Origin of the sequence: Sphaerotilus sp. (assembly GCF_034519685.1) — a bacterium.
Taxonomy (GTDB): domain Bacteria; phylum Pseudomonadota; class Gammaproteobacteria; order Burkholderiales; family Burkholderiaceae_C; genus Sphaerotilus.
In genome coordinates this window covers 734944-758461 of sequence record NZ_JAXHOF010000003.1, presented here as the reverse complement: position 1 = coordinate 758461, position 23518 = coordinate 734944, and the positions used below count along the sequence as shown (strand labels likewise).

Below are 23518 nucleotides of genomic sequence, written 5' to 3'. Positions count from 1 at the left end.
CCATGGGTGTGCGTGACGACCGCAGCCTGCCGGAAGGGCTGAGGCCCGAGACGCTGGCGGTGCGCACCGCGCTGCCGCCGAGCCAGCACGGCGAGAACTCCGAGGCGCTGTTCCTGACCAGTACTTTCGTGCAGCCCGACGCCGCGACCTCGGCGCGCCGCTTCGCGAACATGGAGGACTTCACCTACGCGCGCACCAGCAATCCGACGGTGCGCAGCCTGGAGATGCGGCTGGCCGCGATGGAAGGGGCCGAAGGGGCGATTGCCACCGCCACCGGCATGAGCGCCATCCTGCTGCTCATCATGGGCCTGCTCAGGGCGGGTGACCATGTGGTGTGCTCGCGCTCGGTGTTCGGCTCGACCATCGGCCTGTTCGCCAAGGAGTTCGGCAAGTTCGGCGTCGAGACCAGTTTTGTCTCACAGACCGACATCGCCGAGTGGCGTGCCGCGATCCGTCCGACGACGAAGCTGCTGTTCGCCGAGACGCCGACCAATCCGCTGACCGAGGTCTGTGACATCCGGGCGCTGGCCGATCTGGCGCATGAGGCGGGCGCGCTGCTGACGGTGGACAACACCTTCTGCACGCCGGCGCTGCAGCGACCGCTGGCGCTGGGTGCCGATCTGGTGATGCACGCCGCCACCAAGTACCTCGACGGCCAGGGCCGCGTGATGGCGGGCGCGCTGTGCGGCGCCAACCGACTCATCGTGGACGTGTTCGGTGCGACGATGCGCGCCGCTGGCATGACGCTGGCGCCGTTCAACGCCTGGGTCGTGCTCAAGGGCATGGAAACGCTGAACCTGCGCATGAAGGCGCAGAGCGAGTCCACGCTGGCGGTGGCCCGCTGGCTGGAGCAGCACCCGGCGGTGGCGCGGGTGTATTACCCCGGTCTGGCTTCGCACCCGCAGCACGCACTGGCGATGGCGCAGCAGTCGGGCTTGGGGGGCGCCGTGGTGTCCTTCGATGTCCGGGCGGATACGCCGGAGGCGGCGCGTGCCGCGGCGTTCCAGGTCATCGACAGCACCCGCGTGCTGAGCATTGCCACTAATCTGGGCGACACCAAGACCATCATCACGCACCCGGCCACCACCTCGCACGGCCGCCTGACCGAGGTTCAGCGCCAAGCGGCGGGCATCGGCCAGGGCCTGGTCCGTCTGGCGGTCGGTCTGGAGCATGTCGACGACATCACCGACGACCTGCAGCGTGGCCTGTCACTGGTCGGTCACTGATCTGAGCACACCATGAGTCAAGTACGCACCCGCTTTGCCCCGTCACCCACGGGTTTCATCCACCTCGGCAACATCCGCTCGGCCCTCTACCCGTGGGCCTGGGCGCGCGCCACCGGCGGTGTCTTCGTGCTGCGCATCGAGGACACCGACGTCGAGCGTTCGTCGCAGGCGGCGGTCGACGTGATCATCGAGGGCATGCAGTGGCTTGGCCTGGACCACGACGAAGGCCCGTTCTACCAGATGCAGCGCATGGACCGCTACAAGGCGGTGCTGGCGCAGCTGGTGGAGCAGGGCTGGGTCTATCCCTGCTACATGTCGATGGCCGAACTGGACGCGCTGCGCGAGCGGCAGATGGCGAACAAGGAAAAGCCGCGCTACGACGGCACCTGGCGGCCGGAAGAGGGCAAGGTGCTGCCGCCGGTGCCGGAGGGTGTGAGGCCGGTGCTGCGCTTCAAGACGCCCAAGGGCGGCTCGGTGGTCTGGGAAGACAAGGTCAAGGGCCGCATCGAGATCAGCAACGATGAGCTGGATGATCTGGTCATCGCGCGGCCAGATGGCACGCCGACCTACAACTTCTGCGTCGTGGTGGACGACATCGACATGCGCATCACCCACGTGATCCGCGGCGATGACCACGTCAACAACACGCCGCGGCAGATCCACGTCTTCCGCGCGCTGGGCGTCGAGCCGCCGGTCTATGCCCACCTGCCCACCGTGCTGAACGAGCAGGGCGAGAAGATGAGCAAGCGCCACGGTGCCAAGCCTGTGACCCAGTACCGCGACGAAGGCTATCTGGCTGATGGCGTGGTGAACTACCTGGCGCGGCTGGGCTGGAGCCATGGGGACGACGAGGTGTTCAGCCGCGAGCAACTGGTGGCCTGGTTCAACCTCGACCACCTGGGTCGCAGCGCCGCGCAGTTCGACGAAGCCAAGCTGCGCTGGGTGAATGCGCAGCACATGAAGGTGTGCGACAACGCGGTGCTGGCGGGGCTGGTGGCGGCGCAGTTTGCCAGCCGTGGCCTGAGCGTGCCCGCCGACGAACGACTGGTGGCCATGTGCGCGCTGTTCAAGGACCGCTGCAGCACGACGGTCGAGCTGGCGGACTGGCTGTCGGTCTACTTCGTCGATGTGCAGCCGAGCGAAGCGGATCTGGCGCAGCACCTGAATGCGGTGTCGCGTCCTGCCCTGGTTGCGCTGCGGGATCGTCTGGCAGAACTGCCAGGTTGGGATGCGCCCTCGATCAACCAGGCCATCAAGAACACCATCGGCGAGCTGAAGGTGAAGATGCCGCAACTGGCGATTCCGCTGCGTGTGCTGGTGTGCGGGCGTGCCCAGACACCGTCGATCGATGCGGTGCTGGCGCTGTTCGATAAAAATACTGTGCTCAAACGCTTGCAAGGCGTTTGAATTCATCCCATAATCTCGTTCTCGCTTGAACAACGAAGCGCCTGATTTAAGAAACAAGTCGATTGTTTCCTGAAGGGGGTATAGCTCAGCTGGGAGAGCGCTTGCATGGCATGCAAGAGGTCAGCGGTTCGATCCCGCTTACCTCCACCATCACAGCGCTTCGCGGTTCATCGGAAAAGTTTGAAGACTCCTTCGTCTAGAGGCCTAGGACACGACCCTTTCACGGTCGTTACAGGGGTTCGAATCCCCTAGGAGTCGCCAAGTTTTGTGCCACTGCGGAGTGGTAGTTCAGTTGGTTAGAATACCGGCCTGTCACGCCGGGGGTCGCGGGTTCGAGTCCCGTCCACTCCGCCACAAGTTGCGCAAGATGTATTTGGGGGTATAGCTCAGCTGGGAGAGCGCTTGCATGGCATGCAAGAGGTCAGCGGTTCGATCCCGCTTACCTCCACCAAATTTCAAGTTGTCAGTCGTCAGTCAATTGACTCCTTCGTCTAGAGGCCTAGGACACGACCCTTTCACGGTCGTTACAGGGGTTCGAATCCCCTAGGAGTCGCCAGGTTTCAGAAGTGTTTGGCCACTGCGGAGTGGTAGTTCAGTTGGTTAGAATACCGGCCTGTCACGCCGGGGGTCGCGGGTTCGAGTCCCGTCCACTCCGCCAAGTCGCAAGACATTTTTGTTGCTGACTCCTTCGTCTAGAGGCCTAGGACACGACCCTTTCACGGTCGTTACAGGGGTTCGAATCCCCTAGGAGTCGCCAAGTTTCAGAAGCGTTCACAAGCGCTTTGCCACTGCGGAGTGGTAGTTCAGTTGGTTAGAATACCGGCCTGTCACGCCGGGGGTCGCGGGTTCGAGTCCCGTCCACTCCGCCAATAACTTCTCGTAAGTTGTTGATTTTAAAAGAGAAAGCCGCCGCGAGGCGGCTTTTTTGTTGCCCGATCCCCGTCTCGACCCCCGGTTGTGAGTTGGATTCTGTGAGACTTCTTGAAGTCGAACAGCGCAAAGACGACGGCGAATGCGCATCTGTGGCCAGATTTTCGCAAGTTTTCTCCGCCCAACTTGATTGTCGAGTGATCCCGTTGTGCGGGGTGCAAGCATCGCTTTCAATGTGGCGTTTCGACCGCGCCCGCGCGCCGGCGCTCCGATGAGCGTACCTATGGCACGGTCGCGGCGAAGTGATGGGAAGCGCAGGCGCGTAGTCGACAATCCGAACTTTCGGAACGATCTTCGCCTGTGCCGCTTGCACCCACCGACTACTATCGCGCGCACCTCGCCACGCTGCATCAGCGGCTGCTCGACCACAGCGTCACGCAGGCGTACCTGACCGGCACGGGCATACGGTTCGATGGTGCGGATCTGGCGCCGGCGGATCGCTTCGCCCTGCCATTCGGCGAACTGTCCACGCTGGAGTTCGCTCACCTGTTCTCTGTCTTCGACGGCAGCCGCGTGCATCAGCAGGCCGAGAAGCGTCCAAGTCTTGATGACGCCCCTCCAGGCCTGTACTTCACGGTGATCAACAACAAGATCATCCAGAGCCAGCACAAGAACAGATCCGGGCTCTTCGTCGAAGAAGCAGGGGCGACGGACCTGTTCATTCAAGGTCTGCATGTCGATCACTTCTTCCTGAACGAGCGTAGGACTCCACCGAGCCTGGGAACCTTCGCATTCACGCTATGCGCGATCACGGCCCACCTGGCCGGCCTTGGCCACATTTCGCTCGTAGCCGCCGGTGGCAAGGGGTTCAGCCCGCGGCACATCGGCTACAAGGTCTGGCCGAGGCTCGGGTTCGATGCCGAACTCCTGCCTGGGGAGACGGATGCGGCGCCGAATCTGCAGGAGTGCCAAACAGTTCAGGACGTCCTGGCCACCGATCTGGCGTGGTGGGACGAAAATGGTTCGCAGCGCCGCATGACATTTGCCCTCGCGGCCGACAGCGCGTCCTGGCAAAAGCTGGTACCCTATGCCAGTGAAAAGGTATCAACCGGAGATGCTCATGGCTAAGACCGCCTCGGCTCTCAAGAAGCCCGATGAAACGCCCAGGCTCGCTACCAAGGCGTCGGCTGGTCGTGTCTTCGCGATCTCGCTGAAGGGCATCCCTCGGGTGGACGCGCAGGCCAAGGCACGACTGGAAGCGGCCTCGCGAACCCCGAGCAGCAAGCGCCGCGACTACCCGCAACTGGCTGTCGAGTAGGGTCCGCGCCTCTACCTTGGCGAACCCGTCCAATGTGGCGGGTTTTTCTTTGCTGTGCCATGCCTTCTGAAGGATTGCGCCCGACGCAGCAGAACTGCCGCTTGCACGGAGATCGACGGGCGATCCGGAGGGCGGCTGTTTGGTGCAACTCAACGCGTCCACGGTCGGTGCAGCGACTGCACTAGGCAAGACCGAAGTGCGTATCTGTATCTCTGGCCACATCGTGCCCGTACCCCGCGAGCCGCTCGAAATCGGTGCGGCTCAGGCGCTTGAGACTGGTCGGGAACGAGCGGGCAAATCGAGCTTCCGCGCAATCAGGTCCCGTGACGGGTGTGCCGATGAAAAGTTGCGCGCCAGCGCCGGGGTTGGTCTGAAGGTAGTTGGTGAAGGCTCGGATGCGCAGGGATCTCGACTGCTCGGACATGATGTCCATCATCCGTTTGACGCGAAACGGATTCAGCGGGCCCGAGCGAAGTCCAGGGGGTAGAGGTGCCCCGGCGTCACTGACGATGATGTAGTCGCCGGCGTTCTTGGCCTGCTGCTTGCCCGGATGAAAGAACGGCTCGGCACCGAGGTTGTCATACAGCCCGCCGTCGTAGAGGTGCAGCCGCTTGGTGCCGACCTCTACGACCTGCTCACTCCCCTTCGGGGCATCCCAGACCCGCTTCTTCCAGGTGTAGGCATCAGCGCGTAAGGCGAGTGGACCGAAGCCAATAGGGAAGGCAGCTGACACCGCCAACGCACTGCCCAGCGGAAAGTTCGGCGCCTGCGCGTAGCCGAGTTCCCAGTCACCGATCTCGGCGCCTTTGAACCGAAACCGCTTGCCGTTCTCGGCCGTGGTTCCGTTGATCGACCATTCGGGGCTGGGACCGATCGCCGACAACGGGACGTCCAGCCCCCAGTTCTTTCGCAGCTCGAGCGCGAGCAGGTTGGCCCTCGACAGGCAGAAGCGCCAGTTCCAAGGCCGAAGCAACTGCAAGAAGGCGCCAGCCTGCAGGCTGCGGGAGCACAGTTGCTCGCCCACCCACGGGTAGGTCTTGTCCAAGAACTGCTGCGACGTCGGCCACCGGAAGTCGCAGGATCTGTAGATCAGCCCCATCAACAGGCTGCCGCCCGAGACGGTCGAGAGGCGAGCGACCCGCTCGAGCAAGCTGCGCTCGGCCATGCGCTTGAGCACACCAAGGTGGAAGGCCATGGCCCGAATACCGCCCCCGGACAGCGCCAATGCAATGGGTGGCGCGGCGGTTGTTGTCATGCCATCACCTCGCCTGCATAGAGTTCGAGTTCATGCTCGCCGACGATGAGCTGGATGACAGGAAGCCCATCGTCGGCCATGCCCAGTGCGAGCTTGAATAGCTGCAGCAGGTCGTCGGGACTTTGCCGAGCGCTATGCCCTGGGGGATGGCTGTGCCACTCTCCCAGGTAACCCACGACATTGCCGGTTCGCCTTTGCACTTCGCTGTACGACTCCAGCAGCCCCTCGACGCCCCGCTCAAAATATCCGGTGCTGTGACGACTGTCCGGTGGCGGTGGCAGGACATCGACGATGACGGCCTCGCCCAGGTTGAGATCGTGGTAGCCCAAGAGCACGCCGCCGTTCTCTGCCGGCAGCTTCTCAGCGCGCAGCTGCCGCAGCTTGTCTTCCAGGCCCTTGTCCAGATGCACGGTGAGTTGGCCACGCAGCTGCACGATGGGCTCATGAACCGGCACGTCGAAGACCTCAACGCTGCCGGTCTCCGGGTCGCGATGCCAGGCCTGTATGACCGCCTGCGGTTGCACGTATCGGCGGATCAATTGCTCGGCCAGTGTCGCCGCGTGCGCGACGACACTGGAATGCGGCAGCTTGTACGAAATGTCGCGGCAACTCGCGCCGCTCCAAAACGAGCCCAGGTGACCATCCAGGTGGTGCTGGCCCCAAGCGTGGTTCAGGAGTGCCCGGTAGTACTGCGCTTCAAGGGTGCGCAGCCGACGTTGGCGGGCCCGATCTTCGAGCAACAGCACTGAGCCTTTGCCGCTGGGTGTCAGGAAGACGGATGCATGGCGTGCCGTGTGAGCGCTGGCGCTGGTCAGCCGCGGAAAGTCCACCGTTGTCGAGCAGTCGACGACCAGGCCGGCGGCGGCGAGCGCAGCGTCGACCTCTGCGCTGTTGCGGTCACACGCGTCCGCGACGATGGCGCGCGCCACTCCTGCATTGCCGTGGACGCGTTCGACTAGGGTCTGGCATGCGCTGGACTTGGGCTGTCCGACCTGGTGGAAGAACGCCGCGTGCCGGGCCAGGTTGTGCGGCTTCACGTGGTCGGAGTCGATGATCGTCCAAGATCCCCAACCCGCCCGTGTCCACAGGTTCAGCAGCTCACTGCCCAAGGCGCCAGCCCCAACGAGGACCGCCGCGTCGGGTCCATCGTTGAGGGTTGCGGACAGTGCTCGGAATGCCTGGCGACTCGGCGCTTCGAGAACCGCCGCGGGGAGGGTCAGCAGACTCCGCCAATCTCCTTCCGCGGGCGCACGGCCTCCAATGGGTGTGTCCTTGAAGACCTGGCCCTCAACGCGCGTGTAGGCGCCCAGGCGCAAGCCGAGTTCGAGGCGGCCCACAGCGGTCAACAACGCTAGCCGTTGCGTCCGCTCTGCAGGGGCGCCAGGCTCACGACACACGGGCATGTTGAGGATCACGACGAAACGGTCGCTCGCGCCCATCAGGGCCTCGCCCTTGGCGTGAATCTGCTGCCACAGCTTGTCGCGCAGCATCGCGGGTAGATCCAGGCCGCGCCCCGCCAGTTCGTCGGCTGCGGCACCAAGCGTCGAGGGAATGTCCGTTCGACCGCCTTGGACGATGGGCGGGCAGTCGATGATCGCCACGCCCAGTCCCTCGAGCTTGGCATCGCCGCCGACGACGGCTCTCAGCATCAACGTCGATGTGCCGCGCAGGTGCGCCGGTTCGATGAAGGACGCGAAGAACCGCAGGGCAGCTCGCTGCCGCAACTGATCGAAATCGGCCGGGATCACGAGTTCCCAGCCGGTGTCGAATAACGGCAGCTCCAGTGGCTGATCGGCCGCGTGCAGCGCCCCCTGCGAGGTCTTCAGCAGCCACCACTGGATTCGGCGCAGAAACTTCGGCGCCGTCCAGGTCCGCATCACAGAGCGATGGGGTTCGAAGTACAGGCACAGGCTTCGGGGCTCGCCCGTCGGCGTGGCGTTCAGGTGCATGACCCCCGGGAAATCCTGGCGCAATGCCAGCACCGTTGGCGGGCTGTTGCCTCCGGCACCTACCACGATCGCCAACCTCTCGGGACTGCGCAGGCCGACCGGATTGCGGTTGGGGATCTCGTCGCACTCGACATCGACCACCAAGGCCTCGCGGTCCGAGCCGTCGATCGACCTCAACACTTGCAGCAGCGAGATGTCTCGAGTTCGGTCGATGACTTGGCACAACTCGATAGTGCGCGGCAGACGCAGCGCCGCACGATCCGCCGGCGCAAATGCCGCGAGTTTGTGATACGGCAACGGCATCAACCGGCCCGTGGTGCGGTGCTGGTGATGATGGCCGCGCTGCCGACCACGACGCTCTTCTTCAGCGCCAAGCCCGACGACGTGAACTCGAACTCCAGCGGCTTGGGCTGACTGGCGTTCGGCTCGGACATGGTCACGAGGAACTTGCGGCCATCCACCTTGGCCAAGTGGCTTTCGTAGGCCTTGCGCGCCTGGATGTGCGGCGGCTGCACCTGCTCATAGGCGCTCTTGTCGTCGTTGATCGGCTTGCTGCAGCTGACGATGTACGCCCCGGCGCGCCCCTCAAGCAGCAGTTCCTTGACCAAGGGCTTGGGGACGGTCTCCTTGTCGCCCTTCTCGTCGCTCAGGGCCTTGTAGCTGCAGTGGTGCGGGATGTTGAACAGGTCCCACTTCAGGCGATCATCGTTCTTGTGCTCGCGCGTGGTGGTGACGATATCTTCGAGGTCTTCCCACTCGGCATCGCCCACCTCGAGGTAGTCGAACAGTTCCTTGCCCGACTTCAGGCGCACGTTGAACACCAGCGCCGCGCTGTTGCGGACAATGTCACCGTCGTCGCAGTGCTTGATGAACGGCGAGTGGCAGAAGAACTCGACCTTATCGGCGTCCAGGCTGAAACCGGGGACCAGTGTGCCGGCGTCGACGATGAGGTGATCACGCGCGTCTGGCTTCTCGCCGCGCGCCTTGAGGGCGGGTTCCAGCCAGTCCGCGAGATCCTGAGGCTTCGAGAACACGCGGATGCCCTTGCCGGCCAGCAGCCGGTGCCGCGCTTCCTGGCGCAGGACGACGAATTCGGCACTCTGCTCGTCGTTGCTGGCCGACTCAACGACCATAGCCGCCGGCACCCAGAGCTCCTTGATCTTGATCCGGTCCTTGTCCTGGTACTTCTCGGCGTGTTCCAGCCAGAAGAAGTCGGTGCTGCCCTGGATGTGGTCCTTGTCGGCGTGCGTAAAGGCGACGACGTCGAAATCCTCCCGCTTGGCGTCCTTGAGCTCCCCGCGCAAGCGCTTCTTGAGGTCGATCTCCGGGGTGTCGTCGTCCTCGGCCTTGTCGCGGTGGCAGAAGTCGAAGAGGACGCGGCGACCGTTGTCCAACACGATCTGGCTCGTGTCGCCGTTGCCCACCGGATAGAAGATCACCTTGTGCGTTTCAGACATGTCGTGCCTTTCTACTATTCGAACTTGTAGCTCTTCACGCCCGCCGAGTCGACGACGGTATGAATGGACTGTCCCTGGTTGCCGTTGGTCGCATACCACTCACGGGAGTGATCGCGGAAAAGTCGCTGCGCAGCCAGGTGCGGGTGACCGTACTGGCTTTGCACGCCGGCGCTGACCAGGATGGTGTGCGGCTGGATGCATGACAGCGCCGCCGCCGAGATGCCGTTCTCGGACCCATGGTGCGGGGCCGCCAGGACATGTGACTGCAGCGAGCGGCCGAAGTAGCGCACGATCGAATCCCAGCGGTCGACCTCGGTGTCGCCAGTGACGAGGTAGCTGCCGCCCGTCGCATGTTCGGTGACCTTGCACACGATCGAGCAATTGTTCGAGGAGTTCATGTCCTCGCGGTGCGGCGAGAAGATCTTGAACGAGAACTCGGCGCACAGCTTCTGATAGAAGTGCTCGTTGTTGTCGCCCAGGGCCACCGACACGTGGTCGATGTCCTTCTGCTGGTCCAGCACCTTGATCGCGTCGAAGCAGAAATCGGCGGTGCGCGTGCGCTTGCGGTAGTTGGGGTACATCAGCCAGTTCGGTCGGTACTTGTTCAGCACCATCTTCATGCCGGCCTCGCAGAAATGGTCGGCGTCAAAGCCGGTCACGACCAAGCCAACAAGTTTGCGGCCGGCCAGGATCGAACTCAAAGCCGCCTTCACGAACACGGTGTCCTGCCCTGAACTCAGGGGCACAAAGGTGTCGATGACGAAGGCCTCCTTCTTGCCGGCCACGATGACGAACTGGCCTTGTCCGACGTTGAGTGTGAAGATCTCCATGGGGCGAGGTTCCTGCTTGACCGAAACTCTGTGCGGCTGCCTTGCCATCGGTCCCGGCCTGGGGCCGTTCTCGCTGGCAGCGATGCCATCCGGGGCGGCACAATTGCCCTCCATACAGATATGCGGGCGACCTTCCGAAGCCGGACACGGGTGGTGACATGTCCGGTTTTCGGGTTTGACCCGCATACATCAAGATCGGGGAGAGTCCGTGGAAACAGGCGACGCGCCGAATGACGACCCGGCCACAGATGACGATATTCGCGACGCCATCGAGGCGCTGACGGAAGATGACGCCCTTCGTTTGCGCAAGGCCGGCCAGGGGTTCCTGCTTGGGACGGAGTACCAGGACGCGAACGAGCTCATCAACGAGGCCGTGGTCCGCGCGATGGGCGCCGCCGTGGGCAACCAGGGGCGCCATTGGCCCAAGCGGCGGGTGCCGTTCGTCGCGTTCATGATCATGACGATGATGAGCATCGCTGACGGATCGCGCGAGTCGCACCTCATGTCGAGGACTGACCGACTCGAAGGCCTGGCCCTCGAGGGCGAGGGCGCTGATCACGTGCTCGACTACCTCGGCTTCTCGACCCAGAGCGTTGAGGGCGAGGCGCTGGATGCCGAAGAAGAGGCCGCAGCGATCGCGCGTGCCAAGGTGGATGCTGACCGCATCGAGGCGATGTTTGCCGACGACCAGCAGGTCGCCTGGCTCGTGATGTGCATCAAAGAGGGCAAGTCGCCGGCCAAGGCGCGCGAGCTGGCAGGGTTCAACACCACCGAGTACGAAACCATCAGGAAACGCCTGCGCCGCGGCGCGGCCAAGTTGTTTCCCGGAAGGAGGTCTGCATGACCACGCCCAACCATCGAGCGGAGTTGGCAGCGCTGCGGGTCATCGCACTGGAGGACATCCTGAACACGTCCGATGCCGAACTGCGCAAGGAGGCCGTCGAAGATGGTGAGGATGTCGCGGCGATCGCGGCGGGCCTGAAGTCGGCGATGCGGGACGCCGCCGCGGCGGCGCTCAGGCAGCGATTGGGCCAGGCCAAGGCGCGCATGACTGTCCGCCCGGTGCAGAGGCCGGGCCAGCCAGCGCGGCCACCTCTGGAGCGGCTGAAGCAGCTGATTCACGAAGCGTTCGCCAGCGACCGCAGTTTGGGGCTCGCGTTCCGTGACGGCAAACGGCAGTCGGACGCCGACTGGGAGAGCCTGTACGACGATCTGGTGGCCTTGGGCAAGATCGATCCGGTGTCGCGTGAGGATTGACGCTGCGCGGCTGTCGCCGGCTGAGCGGCTGCTTTGGTCGCACGGTGTCGTTGAACCTGACCAAATCGACCTGGAAGCCATCGCGAATGCGCGCGGAGCGCGCGTGGTACATCGCCACCTCGATGGCTGCGAGGCACGCTTGGTTGCCAGTGCCGAGCAGGCGGTGATCAGTGTCAACACCACGGGTGGCTACGAAGGCCGGCGCAGGTTTTCCCTGGCGCACGAGCTGGCACACTGGATCTGCGACCGCAAGACGGGCTCGTTTCAGTGTGCGAAGGAGGTCATCGGGCCGCAGAACGCCGAGGCCAAGTCGGTCGAGGCTCATGCCAACGCGTATGCCAGCCAACTGATCCTCCCTGACTATTTGGTCGTGCCTTGGGCGCTCGGCAAGCGCACGAACCTTGATGTGGCCAAGACATTGGCCAACGACTTCAACGCGAGCCTGACTGCTGCTGCGATCAAGCTGGCCAAGCGAGCGACGGTGCCTGCGTGCATCGTGTGCCACAACCAGACCCGGCTTCTGTGGCATCAGCGTAATGGAGCCTTCCCCAGCGACTTCTTTGTTCTCGGCGAGTTGCACCAGGAGACGGATGCGTTCGGGATCGCATTCGGCGCCGCGAATGGTCTGTCTCGCCCTTGCAAGGAACCCGCCGATCGCTGGCTCTCGGGCGGTGGTGCGTATCGGCTCACGATCGAGTCGCAGTCCATCAAGTTGCCCGACAGCACGGTCCTGACGATGCTGTCCCTGGCGAAGTAGGTGCTTGGCCCGAGTTCGCGGCCTCGGGTCCCGGTTCTCGCTGCTGGGCGGCGACTTGCTGGGGTGGCGACCGCCGACTCGCGTCGCGATCTCGGTATGTCCACGGCGTACGGCCGGAGGACACGAGAGGGCGCGAGAAGCCGAAGGATTTCGGTGGCAGCAAAGCAGGGGCCATGTCGATGAGCGCATGGGGTTGCCAACGCTCGGAAGCCGTGTAGCCTTTCCGCCGGAGATATTCAAATGCGAAAACTCATCTTCATCTCGTTCATCGTGCTCGGCGCGGCCGTCGGGCTGTTCTCTGCCCTGCACGACGACTGGGGCGTCAAGGCTGTGATGATGACGATCGGCGCGGTCGTCGGCACCGTGTTGGGTGGAGCGCTGACCGGCATGGGTAGACGATCGCGCGCGCGGAGAAGTGTCGAACCAGAAGACGCGTTTGACGGCACTCCTCTGGAGGAACTGGATCGCAACTACTGGCGCGACAAGGGTCATCCGCCGTTCATGAAGCCATCGAACGCGGAACTCGATCACCACATGTTCGACCCGGATCGACAGGACTGATCAGTGCTTCTTCTTGAACAGATCCTTGACCGCATCCTTGGCGACCTCGACTGAGGCGCTAGCGTCGCTCCCGACCTGCTTTGCCGTCTGCTTCAGCAGCGACTTCTTCGACGTGAGCGTTCCGTCAGCCGTTGGGACGATCTCGGCTTTGGAGTCGAAGCCGTCCCTCGCGGCCCCCGCTTGTTGGCGTAGGTCCGCTGCGTGGGTTTGAACCTCGCCGCGCAAGGGTGATGCCGTCGGCGGCGGCTCGGCGACGGGCGCCGTGTTGCTGAAGCGCTTGACTTGGCGCCCGTGCCCACGCCCCGTTCCGACAACATCAGGATTGAAGGCCGGTTCGTGGGCCTCTTGCTCGTGGAGACGATGCAGGTCTTCGAACGAGGTTGGCAGGGCTGACCCGTTCGAGAAGACGCGGGTGGGGCGTAATCCCTGACGAGCGATTTCTGCATCGAACATGGCGCCGGCAGCTGCGCTGTTGCCACCGTACTGCTCGGCGTAGCGCATGAACATCTCCAGGTTGCGCGGATCCTGGGCGATGTCGATCGACAAGGTTTCGCCATGTTCACGAGCCGACGACAAGCGCTCGGCCCGGGCGGTGCGCTCCGCGAAGCTGGCGTCTGCCCGTTCGGAGCGAGAGGCCGTTGTCGCAAGTCGTGAAGACAACTCCCGGGCCTCGCGTGAATCACTGCCGACAGCGTTGCTGAAGCTGGTGTCCTTCGACACGCGGTCGCCGAACTGTTTGAACTCCGCGATCTGATCGCTGGTCAACGAACCCAGAACCTTTCGCTCCTCAGCAGACAAGGACGTCTGGTAGTTCTTGCCCGCGTTTGCTTTTACGGACGCACCCGCCGACACCGGGCTGATGGAAGGCGTACTCAGGCCGAGATGTGCGGCTGCCCCAAAGGCGATGTTGGCGACTTGAGATTGGGACAGGCCAGTGCTGTCGGACACGCCGCGTGTGATCTGATCCAGCCGGTTCATCGTCTCGCCGAGTTGCTCAAAGCTGCTGGAAGTCGACCCGGACGAACTTCGCGCCGAGCGGATCTTGGCCAGACCACGGGTGAAGGCTTCGGTGAGTACAGCAGAGCGCTGTTGTCCGGCGGAGACTACCTCACTGCGCGCCGCATCTGCCTGACGACTCGCCTCGGTCACATCCTGCTCCGACACCCGCATCGACACCACACGCGACGCGAACCCTTGATTCCGCAGCAAGCTGACTGCCGTTCTTCCGGTCAACGCATTCGACGAGAACGTGTTCCCACTCAGATCGTTCTGCAGGCTGCCCATGAACGCCGACGTGCGATTCGGCGCCAGTTGCATCTGGTCCATCGCCACATTGCCCATGTTGACGTTGCCCGTCGCGGCCGAACCGGTGCTCCCCGACAACGTCCCCTGCAGCCCCGACAGCCCACCCACCAGCGCCGTCCCGAAGTTTTCCATCCGCTTGAGCGCCGCCCAGGCAATGAACGGGATGCTGATCGCCAGGTACCCGACGATCGCTTCGCCCGAGATCGCCCCCGAGTAGATCGGCGACGCTGTCTGCAACGACAAAGCCTTCACGCCTGTCCCCAGATCGGCCGCCGCCGCCAGGTCATAGGCCGCATACACCGAGGCCATGTAGTTCAGCACCGCATACAGCGGCGGCCATAGCTGAATCCAGATCAGGATGCCGGCGTAGCCTTTGAACGCCATCATCGTCTCGCGCCCACTGGTCAGCAGGAGCAGCAACACCAGCAGCGGGAAGAGCGCATAGGTCACCGCCTCGATCACGTTCCTGAACACTGGCAAGGCTTGCTCGGCCACCTTCCCGTAGTTCAGCCAGGTCGCGTTCTGCTGCGCTGTCGCCTGCGCGCGGCCGACGGCCAACACCATCGCCGCCGGGTCGTTGACCTTCTGGCCGATGATGGTGCTGGTGTCGTTGATCGCGTTGATCACCGCGTTCTGGCGGATCAGGTCGGCGGCGGTGGCCGCCGCGTCGGCGATGCTGTTCTTCAGGTAGGCCTGCTGAATCTGCCCAGCGATCACCCCGGCGGCCGTGGCTGCTGGCAGCGTCGGGTTCAGCGCGAAGGCCAACTGCCCCTGGATCTTGGTGAGTTGCGCCGGCAGCCGCCCATTGAGGCTGGTGTACACGTTCGGGCAGGTGTCGATGTTGACCGCGCCGCCGCCGGTCAGCGTGCTGAAACGCGCCGGGTTGGGCGTGGCCATCAGCGCCCACACGTCGGCCGACGCCGAGAACGTCGCCGGGTCGAGCGTGCCGTCGACCAAGTCGTACATCGTGCAGTTGTTGATGAAGTTGATCAGGTCGGTGCGGAAGTTCGGATCCTGGAACACTACCTTGCCGGTGTCGCGGATCAGCCGATTGCCGAACATCAGCCCGTGCTGTTCGTAGGTGAGTTCGCTCGGCAAACTGCCGATGCCCGGGATGACCTGGAAGGCGGTCTCGAACAGCCCCGTCAACGTGTGGCCGATCGTGCTCGTCAAACTGCCCAGCACCGCAACGCCGAAGGGCACGTTGCCGACCACCTTGACGGCCGAGCCGCCGGTCTTGTCGACGACGCCCACCGTCACCTTCGGCACGATCAGCAGGCCGAAGACCAGCACGACACTTGCGAGCCATTTCCAGCCCTGCAACTTCTCCGGCGCGAAAGCGTAGGCCAGCAGCGCGGCCACGAAGCCGCAGAAGGCCACCGCCGCCAGCGCCGCAGCGTAGTCGCTCGACGCATGGATCGCCGCAGCCGCGTTGAAGATGCCGAACAGGCTGTCGGCATTCTGGTAGGCGTAGATCTCCCACATGGCTCAGTACACGCGAGCCGATTCAGCGGGCGGCGTAGGCCGCCTGATGGCCCAGCATGTCCATCACGTGCTGCGGCATGCTGGAGCGCAGTTGCCGTTCCAACTGCTCGAGGTGGCTGGACACGGCGCGGAACGAGCCCACCTTCTGGTACAGCGCGTTCTTCTCCTGCGCGATCTGCTGCAGCACCGCCTGCGCCCGTTGCCGCACGACGTTGGCCTGTTCGCGCTGCCCCTGTTGCAGCAGGTAGTCCTTGTCCAGTGCGGCCATGCCGAGGCGCAGGTTGCGTTCGAGGAAGACGTAGGCGTAGTCGGCAGCGATCACGTCGCGGTACTGCGCGATCAGGCTGTCGGTCAGCCCCGAGCCCGGGATGCTGGAGCCGATCGAGAGCATCTTGTAGACCGGCTCAGTGGTCTGGTTCACGAACCCCACCTCGGCCGAGTTATTCGCGATGGCGGTGCGGGTCGCGATCTTGTCGGCGATCGAGCGCATCATGTTCTCGACCAGCGCCGTGAACGGCGTGCTGGTGTAGCCGGTGTTCAGCGTCACGACGTCGCAGTTGCTGTAGTCGTTGCAGCGCAGCAGGTGTTGGGTCACGTTGGTTCCCGCGCCGGTGGCCTGGCCGTAGAGCAACTGGCTGATCGACGTGATGGTCGGCGCGATCGGTTCCGGATCGCGCGCCGCGTCTTCCGGATAGAAGATGACGGTGCCGACGACGCTCATGTTCAGCTCACGCTCCGCATCGTCCAGGTAGGTCCCGGTGCGCTGCAGCGCCTTCCAGGTCAGGTTGCCGACGAAGGGTGCCTTGTTCTTCAGGTTCGGATCCGACGAAGAGCGCGCCGAGGCCAGGATGCTCGGTCGGTCGGTGGCGCAGCGCCGGCGCGCGGCATCGCGGTCGCTTTCCAGGCCCATGTCGACCGCGAGGTCGGCGCAGGCTTCCTGCGAGCTGTAGCCTGCGGATTCGGCCGCCGTGCTGACGATGGCCTTGGCCGTCTCGCAGGAGTTGATGCGCGCGTTGTTGATCCAGGTCTCCAGGCCCTTGGCCCACTTGGTGAGGCCGCCCAGCAAGGGCGACACCGCTTCGAGCGCGAGCTGGAAGGCGATGCCGGGCAGCGCGGCCGTGATGTTCTTCAGCATGTTCTTGAACTCTTCGGCCGAGATGTGGCTGAAGCTGCCACCGAACACGTCGATGCCGCCGCAGCCCGCCTTCGCGCTGGGGAACTGGATGGCCGCCAGCTGGTACACCTTGTTCGGAGAGCGCATGAAGAAGCTGCCGCCGGTGTAGGTGTTGAAGGTCTGGCCCCGGAAGGCGCCGGGTGCTGTGTAGTTGCCGATCGCGCCGAGGTTGTTGAACATGTTGTTCACCTCGGTGTTGAGGTCGCCGGCATGCAGCGACAACGGCTGCAGCGCTAGGGCGATGCAGGCACCAGCGACAGCAGTGCGACGGAGGAGCGAGTGGGTCATGAGAGCACTCCTGGGAAACTATGGAAGGGCGACCTGCCGCGTGGCGCTGGGCAGCATCGCGTCGTAGCCGGGCGCGGAGACGGCGGTGATGCGTTCGAGCAGCTGCGCTTCGGACAGCACACCGAAGCCGATCGGGGTGATCTTTCCGGTGAAGGGCTGGGCGAGGTAGACGGCGGGGACCTGCGTGACGCGCAACGCGGTCGCGATGCCGTTGTCGCGTCGCGCGAAGGGGAAGCCCGGCATCGACCCGCCGTCGACGCTGACTGCCTCGATGCGGATGCCGTGGCGTGCCTGGAACGCATCCAGCGTCGGCGCGAAGGCGTGGCAGTAGGGGCAGTCGCCGCGGAAGAAGAAGATCAGCACGTGGTCACGCCCGAGGTCCGCGACCGAGCGCGAGCGGTCGCTGAGCTGTTGCTGCTCGAACACCTCGAGTGCCTTCGCATTGACGGGCCGGCCCTGCACCGTCGGATCGAGCTCAGGCGTCGACCAGGCGACGCGCTGGGCCACGTCGGCGAAGGTCGAGGCGCGCGCCACGACCTGCGACTCCAGCTCCATGTAGCGGCGCACGTTGGCCTCGGTGGGCCGCATGATCGCGACGTTGCGCACGTCCTCGAGCGTCTTCTGCAGGCGCTCGAACTCCTGCAACTCGGGCGGACGTGCCGGAGCGGTTGGTAGGGACTTGGAGGGCGCGACGGCAGTCTTGGGCGGTGCCGCCGGTCGATCGGGATCGACCTCCGGGTCTTCATAGAAGTGCCAGCCGCGCCAGGCATCGCCCCAGAAGCGGCTCGGCGGCTCCTGGGCCGAGGCGAGCGCCGACACGAGCCACAGCGCGATCGCGAGCAGGGTGCGCGCGTTCACGGCATCTCCTTCGGCGACTTCGGCGGCAGGCCGTCGCGGCAGTAGTTGATGCCGAAGTCCACCGTCTGCCGGCGCGGCACGGGCACACCGGGCAGTTGCACGCCGTCCTGCCAGAAGCGCACCTTCAGCCGCCGGCACCCCGCCTGCACGTAGCGCCGCTCGGTGTCGACGTCGATGTAGATCGGCGTCGTGGCCTTGAAGCGCTGCGTGATCGCGTCGGCGAGTTGGCCGGTGAGCACACCGCGGGCTTGGCCGTCGGCTGCGTCGATGGCCGCGATGAGCAGCGGGCGGGCATCGGTGACCGCAACGCGCTGCTGGGCCGCGCTGGCGGCTGGCAGCCATGCCGCTAGCAAAGCGAGGAGCACGACCTTCATTGGCATCTCCCTTGGCCGTAGTAGCAGGTGGGGACGCGGCCGGCGCTGTTGGACTGCAGCGCACCGACGTCGGGCAGCGTGGGGACCAGTGACGCGTAGAACTCCGACAGGTCCATCGCAGCGAAGGCCAACGACTGCAACTGGGCCACCGTGAAGCCCGAGCAGTCCGGGCTCTCAGCGCCGCCCCATCCCTTGCCGATCTGGGCACGGCCCTGTTCGTTGACGATGCGCGCGAGCATCGAGTTGAAGCAGCACTTGGAGGTCGTGTGCTCGATGCAGGACACGCAGGCGCCGAGGATGCGGATGCACGACGAACACCAGGTGCCGATCGTGTGGCAGAGCTTGGCGCCTTCCTTCATGGCCAGCTTGCCCTCGTCCTCGTTGCAGGACATCATCGACATGATGATGTAGATGATCACGGCGATGACCAGCGACCAGGGGTCGAAGGCAACGATCATGGTCTCGCTGGAGTAGACCGCTACCGAGCCTGCGGGAATCGCTGCACCGTTGACTGCAACGGTCACTCCGTAGCTTGTGAAAGTGCCGCTGAACCCGCCGCCCATCAAGAGCGCTGACATGCCCTGGTAGATGAACTGCTGGTTCTCCGAATTCATCAGGACGTCGTAAACCAGGCGCGAACCAGTCCCGAACAGGCTCTGGTTTGTCATGCCCGCGCCAGCGCCGTCGGAGTAGCAGCAGTTCTTGAGCAGGCGATCGCGGCAGCGGTTGTCCTCGCCCTTGAAGACCTGCATGCGATCGGTGTCGAGGTAGACGCCGGATTCCCGCGCGGCTTCCAGCATCGACATGCTGCGGCCGAAGTCGGCGTCGTTGGTGTACGAGGTATCGAAGCAACTGCCCTGGAAGCAGAACACGCTCGACGGGCAGTTGCTGGCACTGGTGACCGTGTGCGCCGCGACCGGGCAGCTGTAGCTGTCCTCATAGACCTCGCAGGCGCCAGTGGCGGCGTTGGTGCGCTGGCAGGCCGAGCCGGTTGCGGTGCAGCCCTGCGCAACGAGTGGCGCGCACTGATCGGCCGGCGCGCCGCTGCTGCAGCTCATCGTGCTCTGGTATTGCCAACAGTCGCGGGTCACTGCGACGCCATCGATCACCTTGGTGGCCGGCCCGTCGATGCAGACGGCGGCCGAGTTGACCGTGCAGCGGCCGCCATCGGCCAGCGCGGGGCACTGGTCGTCCCAATGGTCCGATGCCGTGGCACTGGTCAGCGGCCGGGTGTAGCTCAAGTGCATCGTCGGAATCGGCCCGTAGTCGGGGTTCGGCTCCCAGCCGATCACCGCGCGGTCGCTGTCGAGGTTCCAGTAGTAGCCCGGATAGGTGCCGGTGACGTCGTAGCCGGCGTAGGGCGTCCAGCCTCCGGCCGGCGCGTAGCACTTGGTGCCGTCGAGCACGGTGGTCGTGCACCCGCTGTCGCCCTGGCAGACGGTGTCCTGGATGTTGTCGCCGCTTTGCGTGCCGGCGCGGCAGGCGGCGTAGTGCTTCAGGAAAGGCTCGACGTCGGTGCAGGTGGTGCCCGAGTCGCCGCCGCCGGTGCAGGTTTCCTGCAGTTCGGAGGCGATCATCGCGGTCAAGCTGCAGGTGGTGCCCGAGCACGACTTGTCGGCCACCCAGACGCCGGTGCGGATCGGCTGGCCGGTGATCATCGAGTAGCTCGTGCTCAGCACGGCCACCATCTGAGGGAAGACCACCGGCGTCGTCATGTCGACGTCGAAGAAGACCAGCGGCGAGCCGTCCTGCGTGACTCGGAAATGCTGGGCCGTTTCCGGACGGTCCGGCGTGCACTGGGCATCGAGTCCCGTGCTGCCAGAGGCTGCGTGGGCGAACCACTCGCCCGGCGTGCAGTTGGTACTGCGTTCGATCCCGACCGAGAGCGTGTTCGCGCAGCTGTAGTTGCCGACGCCCTCAAAGCGCAGGCAACTGCGCGGCTGCGTGCCCGCCGGCACGGTGGTGGTGGTCGTGGTGCAGCCGCTGTAGTACGAGGCCAGGTCCTCGAGCACCGACGAGGGGCTGCGCATGATGCCCTGGGCCGCCAGCACGGCGGGATCGTTGGCGCTGACGGCGGGCCGCGGCGTGTTGGCAGAGTTCAGCGCCCCTCGCTGCGCCTGGCACACCGGGTCGTTCGGCATCGTGGCGCACAGCGCCAGCCGGGCGTTGCCCTGGGCGGCGAGGTTGGGTTTCTTGTAGTAGGCCGATTCGGGCGGTGCGGTCGTGTAGCCGGGTATCACGGCCGTGGCGCTGGGCGTGGTCACGCTGCCGCGTGCGACCGGGTTGGCCGCCTGGCCGGCGGCGACACCCTCGGCGTGCGGGTCTGCGGCCACTGCCGTCTGGGTCGTGACGAAGCAGAACAGCGTGAACCAGACGATGAGTTTGCGGATGAACGTGTCCATGGCCCCACCTCAGCCCTTGAGCCGCTTGATGAAGCTGCCCGCGTCCTTCGCGAACGCCGGCGCCGCGCGCTGGAAGTGCGCCAGCGCATAGTCCAGGCTCACGTCGCCGGCAGCGCGGACGAAGGCATCGCCCGGTGCGCACAGACCGCCGGCGCAGGGCTGCGCTGGTGCGCCGTCGCGCACCAGCACGAAGGATGGCGTCTGCGTGATCGCGTAGCGGTCGAAGGCCTGCGGATCGATCTGCACCGCAACCTTGCGCGAGCCGATCAACTGCTGCACGCGCGTGACGGTGTGGACCAGCGAGCCGTCGACCAAACCGCGCAGCACCAGCGAGGCCTGGGCGCGGCCCGCCTGGTCAACGAGCCGGCTCAGCGTTGCCTCAGGCATCGCGAAGCTGATGAACACCAGGAGTGCGGGACCGGGCTGCGCCCCCAGCGCGGGTTGACCGGCATGGGCATCGAAGCCACGCGACAAAGCCTCCAGATCCAGCGGAGCTTGGGTGGCGGGTTTTGGCAAGGCGTCGATCCGCGGCGACGAGGGCACCGGCACGCGGCGCAGTTCTGCGTCGGTCGGCATGCGGTTGCGCTCGCGCGCCCGCTGCATGTCCTGTTCGCTGACGCTGGGCTGCGAGCGCTTGGCGCGCTCGATGTCCGCGTCGGTGACGACTGGCGGCGTCCGGGCATGTGCGGTGTGCAGAACCACCAGCGCCGCCGCGACCATGAAACGATGGCGATCAGTAACCCACACAGCAGTTCCTTTTGCGAAACAACATGAAGGCGAAGTCTTCGCCACGCACCGGGTACTCCTTGCCCGCACCCCACACGATGGTCGAGCGGCCGAAGGGCTGGCAACAGCGGCCGCCGTCCTTCGCGGTGTTGGCGGTGGGGTAGGTGAGCTGGGTCTTGTAGGCCGTCTTGTCCATGGCCGGCAGGAAGTAGGGCCCGCACAGGCCCGCCTGGCCGTGCCAGCCCCAGGCCAGCAACTCGCGATGCATCTTGGCGGTCAGCCGCTGGGCCAGCAGCGCCGCGGTGCGCACGCCCCCCATGTGGTAGGGCACGCGGCCGTCCATCGGGTACAGGCCACCTTGGCAGCCGGCGCACCAGAACATCTCGGCGATGCCGAAGCCGGCCGTCGCGGCCACGCAGTCGGCCGCGCAGGCAGCGATGGCCACGGGGTTGGCAAACAGCACCGCCTCGGGGTTGAGGATCAGCGTCAGCTCGTCGTCGTTCCAAAGCGGGTCGACCTCGGTCATGTAGGCGAGGTCGAACGAACCGCGCTCCAGGCAAGGGAAGTCGGTGACGACCTCCAACCAGTACAGGACGGGGTTGATGTAGAAGTGCGCTTGGTAGAAGCTGCCGCCGTCGCCATCGCCTTCCGGTCGCGTGAAACGCGCGGCCGACGGTGCACTGATGCCCGGGTCGAGGTCGATGCCGCCGAGGGACGCCAGGCAGAAGGGCTTGCGCACTGCCTCGACGTGCCGCGCCGGCTCCCAGAAGCCGATCGACAAACCGATGGTCGGATTGACGCCGCAGCTGCACACTGGGCTGGACGGATTCGGGATGTCCTCCTGGCCGTCGAAGTTGGCGATCGTCGCGCTGCCGATGCTGATCGGCAGGATGCAGCTCCAGCAGATGTCGGTGATCGGGTTCGGGAACTTGCCGGTGCAGGTGAGGCTGTCCGACGCCACGGACAGGCCCGCTGAAGCGAGTAGCGTCAATGCCATGGCAAAGCGCATGAAGGCGCGAGTGGCGCGATGGATGGCGTTCATCTCGTCACCATCTCGTCGATGCGCAGGCGAAGTCCTTCCTGCGAGACCAGCGCCGGCACCTGCCGGATGCCGAATCGCCGGGTCAGCACGCCCTGTTGGTCGTAGTAGACCGGGACGCGCCAGGACTTCATCAGGTCCAGGTACGAGCCACCCGTCAGGATGGGCTTGATGGGCGCGCCGTTGCCGGCCATCAGCTCGCGCGCACGCGTGACCTGGCGACGGTCGCGCGCATCAAAGAACAGCAGCCGCTTGGACAGCGACACCACGTCAAGAGGGTTCTTGCGTGTGCCGGCGGCAAACAGCAACCGACCACCGGCATCGACGATGTTGCGGTCGAGCGTGAAGCTCGGGTCGACGTAGAAGGTCCTTGCGGTCTCGGTGGCGCGCAGGCCCTCTACCGGCGCTGGCTGCCTCACCGCCTCAACGCCGCGCGCGCGGGCCTCGTCGATGAGGCGCTGCAACTCCCCGCTGCGCTCCTTCTCGCGCAGGCGCCGCTCGATGTCGGCGAGCAGGTGCGGCTCGGTGATGCCGTAGGTGGGACCGATGGTCCCAAGGTCGACGGCGCGGGCGGTCACGCCGAACAGCAGCAGCGTTGCGAATGCGAAGGGTGCGAGTTGCGTCATCGCCGGCCCCCGCACTCGATGCGCTGGCCCAGTTCGGCCATCGCCTTGGCGTCGCGCAGCTGGCTGGCGCGGATCAGGCCCATCAACACCGGATCGCCACTGCCGTCCGACATCGCACGGCGCAGTTCCGCTGTGGTCAGGCTGCGTCGGCAGTGCCGCTCGACGGCTTGCAGGTAGAGCTCGGTGCCTTCGCGAGCCGCAGGCGAGATCTGGGCGAGCAGGCCGAGGTAGTCGGCCATCGGAATCTCGCCGGCGGTAGGCGTGGATACCGGTGCGGACGCCGGCTGGGCGTGCGCACCAATGGCGACCCACAGCGCCAACACCGGTACGAGCAAGCGTGCCATTCGTGCCTCC

Annotated in this window: 21 protein-coding genes and 8 tRNA genes; 16 read left to right on the top strand and 13 right to left on the bottom strand. The window is 65.1% G+C overall.

Going from position 1 to position 23518, the window contains the following annotated elements:
- Window positions 1-2: 2 nt before the first annotated feature.
- The 12 genes from U5O44_RS07115 to U5O44_RS07060 all read left to right on the top strand — a co-directional run bounded on the left by U5O44_RS07115 (window position 3) and on the right by U5O44_RS07060 (window position 4821).
- Window positions 3-1226: an O-succinylhomoserine sulfhydrylase gene (locus tag U5O44_RS07115; protein WP_322587756.1), complete on the top strand. Its 1224-nt coding sequence runs from the start codon at window positions 3-5 to the stop codon at window positions 1224-1226.
- Between the two features lie 12 nt (window positions 1227-1238).
- Window positions 1239-2633: a glutamate--tRNA ligase gene (gene gltX, locus U5O44_RS07110; protein WP_322587755.1), complete on the top strand. Its 1395-nt coding sequence runs from the start codon at window positions 1239-1241 to the stop codon at window positions 2631-2633.
- Between the two features lie 74 nt (window positions 2634-2707).
- Window positions 2708-2783: transfer RNA gene (locus U5O44_RS07105), tRNA-Ala, on the top strand.
- A 35-nt stretch (window positions 2784-2818) separates the two neighbouring features.
- Window positions 2819-2894 (top strand) — tRNA-Glu (locus tag U5O44_RS07100).
- 16 nt (window positions 2895-2910) lie between these two features.
- Window positions 2911-2987: transfer RNA gene (locus U5O44_RS07095), tRNA-Asp, on the top strand.
- Window positions 2988-3008: 21 nt separating this feature from the next.
- Window positions 3009-3084: transfer RNA gene (locus U5O44_RS07090), tRNA-Ala, on the top strand.
- Window positions 3085-3113: 29 nt separating this feature from the next.
- Window positions 3114-3189: transfer RNA gene (locus U5O44_RS07085), tRNA-Glu, on the top strand.
- Between the two features lie 25 nt (window positions 3190-3214).
- Window positions 3215-3291: transfer RNA gene (locus U5O44_RS07080), tRNA-Asp, on the top strand.
- Between the two features lie 23 nt (window positions 3292-3314).
- Window positions 3315-3390 (top strand) — tRNA-Glu (locus tag U5O44_RS07075).
- Between the two features lie 35 nt (window positions 3391-3425).
- Window positions 3426-3502, top strand: a tRNA-Asp gene (locus U5O44_RS07070).
- A gap of 361 nt (window positions 3503-3863) precedes the next feature.
- Window positions 3864-4631 (top strand): hypothetical protein, encoded by a 768-nt coding sequence (locus U5O44_RS07065; RefSeq protein WP_322587754.1) that lies wholly within the window; start codon window positions 3864-3866, stop codon window positions 4629-4631.
- Window positions 4624-4821, top strand: a complete 198-nt coding sequence (locus U5O44_RS07060; protein ID WP_322587753.1) for a hypothetical protein — start codon at window positions 4624-4626, stop codon at window positions 4819-4821. The genes U5O44_RS07065 and U5O44_RS07060 overlap by 8 nt, the downstream gene beginning before the upstream one ends.
- A 181-nt stretch (window positions 4822-5002) precedes the next feature.
- Here U5O44_RS07060 and U5O44_RS07055 read toward each other — a convergent pair whose 3' ends face one another.
- The 4 genes from U5O44_RS07055 to U5O44_RS07040 are packed head-to-tail and all read right to left on the bottom strand — an operon-like array spanning window position 5003 to window position 10312.
- Complete coding sequence (locus U5O44_RS07055; protein ID WP_322587752.1) at window positions 5003-6076, bottom strand: patatin-like phospholipase family protein; 1074 nt, start codon at window positions 6074-6076, stop codon at window positions 5003-5005.
- Window positions 6073-8328, bottom strand: coding sequence for a ThiF family adenylyltransferase (locus U5O44_RS07050; protein ID WP_322587751.1), 2256 nt, complete (start codon window positions 8326-8328; stop codon window positions 6073-6075). Before U5O44_RS07050 ends, U5O44_RS07055 begins: the two co-directional genes overlap by 4 nt.
- Window positions 8328-9482, bottom strand: a complete 1155-nt coding sequence (locus U5O44_RS07045) for a ComEC/Rec2 family competence protein (protein WP_322587750.1) — start codon at window positions 9480-9482, stop codon at window positions 8328-8330. Before U5O44_RS07045 ends, U5O44_RS07050 begins: the two co-directional genes overlap by 1 nt.
- 14 nt (window positions 9483-9496) lie before the next feature.
- Window positions 9497-10312 carry a ComEC/Rec2 family competence protein gene (locus U5O44_RS07040; protein ID WP_322587749.1) on the bottom strand — a complete coding sequence of 272 codons (816 nt, stop codon included), beginning with the start codon at window positions 10310-10312 and terminating at the stop codon, window positions 9497-9499.
- 208 nt (window positions 10313-10520) lie between these two features.
- Between U5O44_RS07040 and U5O44_RS07035 the strand changes: the two genes are divergently transcribed.
- The 4 genes from U5O44_RS07035 to U5O44_RS07020 all read left to right on the top strand — a co-directional run bounded on the left by U5O44_RS07035 (window position 10521) and on the right by U5O44_RS07020 (window position 12887).
- Window positions 10521-11156 (top strand): hypothetical protein, encoded by a 636-nt coding sequence (locus U5O44_RS07035; protein ID WP_322587748.1) that lies wholly within the window; start codon window positions 10521-10523, stop codon window positions 11154-11156.
- Entirely contained in the window at window positions 11153-11569 is a 417-nt protein-coding gene (locus tag U5O44_RS07030; protein WP_322587747.1) for a hypothetical protein, read from the top strand. Before U5O44_RS07035 ends, U5O44_RS07030 begins: the two co-directional genes overlap by 4 nt.
- Window positions 11559-12326 carry an ImmA/IrrE family metallo-endopeptidase gene (locus U5O44_RS07025; RefSeq protein WP_322587746.1) on the top strand — a complete coding sequence of 256 codons (768 nt, stop codon included), beginning with the start codon at window positions 11559-11561 and terminating at the stop codon, window positions 12324-12326. Before U5O44_RS07030 ends, U5O44_RS07025 begins: the two co-directional genes overlap by 11 nt.
- A 240-nt stretch (window positions 12327-12566) precedes the next feature.
- Window positions 12567-12887 (top strand): hypothetical protein, encoded by a 321-nt coding sequence (locus U5O44_RS07020; RefSeq protein WP_322587745.1) that lies wholly within the window; start codon window positions 12567-12569, stop codon window positions 12885-12887.
- Here the strand turns inward: U5O44_RS07020 and U5O44_RS07015 are convergent, their stop codons facing one another.
- The 9 genes from U5O44_RS07015 to U5O44_RS06975 are packed head-to-tail and all read right to left on the bottom strand — an operon-like array spanning window position 12888 to window position 23508.
- A complete protein-coding gene (locus tag U5O44_RS07015) occupies window positions 12888-15677 on the bottom strand; it encodes a conjugal transfer protein TraG N-terminal domain-containing protein (RefSeq protein WP_322587744.1) in 2790 nt (929 codons plus the stop codon).
- A 22-nt stretch (window positions 15678-15699) separates the two neighbouring features.
- Window positions 15700-17139 carry a conjugal transfer protein TraH gene (locus U5O44_RS07010; RefSeq protein ID WP_322587743.1) on the bottom strand — a complete coding sequence of 480 codons (1440 nt, stop codon included), beginning with the start codon at window positions 17137-17139 and terminating at the stop codon, window positions 15700-15702.
- Between the two features lie 18 nt (window positions 17140-17157).
- Complete coding sequence (traF, locus tag U5O44_RS07005; RefSeq protein WP_322587742.1) at window positions 17158-17997, bottom strand: conjugal transfer protein TraF; 840 nt, start codon at window positions 17995-17997, stop codon at window positions 17158-17160.
- Window positions 17994-18371, bottom strand: a complete 378-nt coding sequence (locus U5O44_RS07000) for a hypothetical protein (protein WP_322587741.1) — start codon at window positions 18369-18371, stop codon at window positions 17994-17996. Before U5O44_RS07000 ends, traF begins: the two co-directional genes overlap by 4 nt.
- Complete coding sequence (gene traN, locus U5O44_RS06995) at window positions 18368-20773, bottom strand: type-F conjugative transfer system mating-pair stabilization protein TraN (RefSeq protein ID WP_322587740.1); 2406 nt, start codon at window positions 20771-20773, stop codon at window positions 18368-18370. The genes U5O44_RS07000 and traN overlap by 4 nt, the downstream gene beginning before the upstream one ends.
- Before the next feature lie 9 nt (window positions 20774-20782).
- Complete coding sequence (trbC, locus tag U5O44_RS06990; RefSeq protein ID WP_322587739.1) at window positions 20783-21520, bottom strand: type-F conjugative transfer system pilin assembly protein TrbC; 738 nt, start codon at window positions 21518-21520, stop codon at window positions 20783-20785.
- Window positions 21507-22541: a TraU family protein gene (locus U5O44_RS06985; protein WP_416222136.1), complete on the bottom strand. Its 1035-nt coding sequence runs from the start codon at window positions 22539-22541 to the stop codon at window positions 21507-21509. Before U5O44_RS06985 ends, trbC begins: the two co-directional genes overlap by 14 nt.
- Window positions 22538-23164: a type-F conjugative transfer system protein TraW gene (gene traW / locus U5O44_RS06980; RefSeq protein ID WP_322587738.1), complete on the bottom strand. Its 627-nt coding sequence runs from the start codon at window positions 23162-23164 to the stop codon at window positions 22538-22540. The genes U5O44_RS06985 and traW overlap by 4 nt, the downstream gene beginning before the upstream one ends.
- The gene (locus U5O44_RS06975) at window positions 23161-23508 is read right to left on the bottom strand and encodes a hypothetical protein (RefSeq protein WP_322587737.1); all 348 of its coding nucleotides are present in this window, start codon (window positions 23506-23508) and stop codon (window positions 23161-23163) included. Before U5O44_RS06975 ends, traW begins: the two co-directional genes overlap by 4 nt.
- Window positions 23509-23518: the final 10 nt, after the last annotated feature.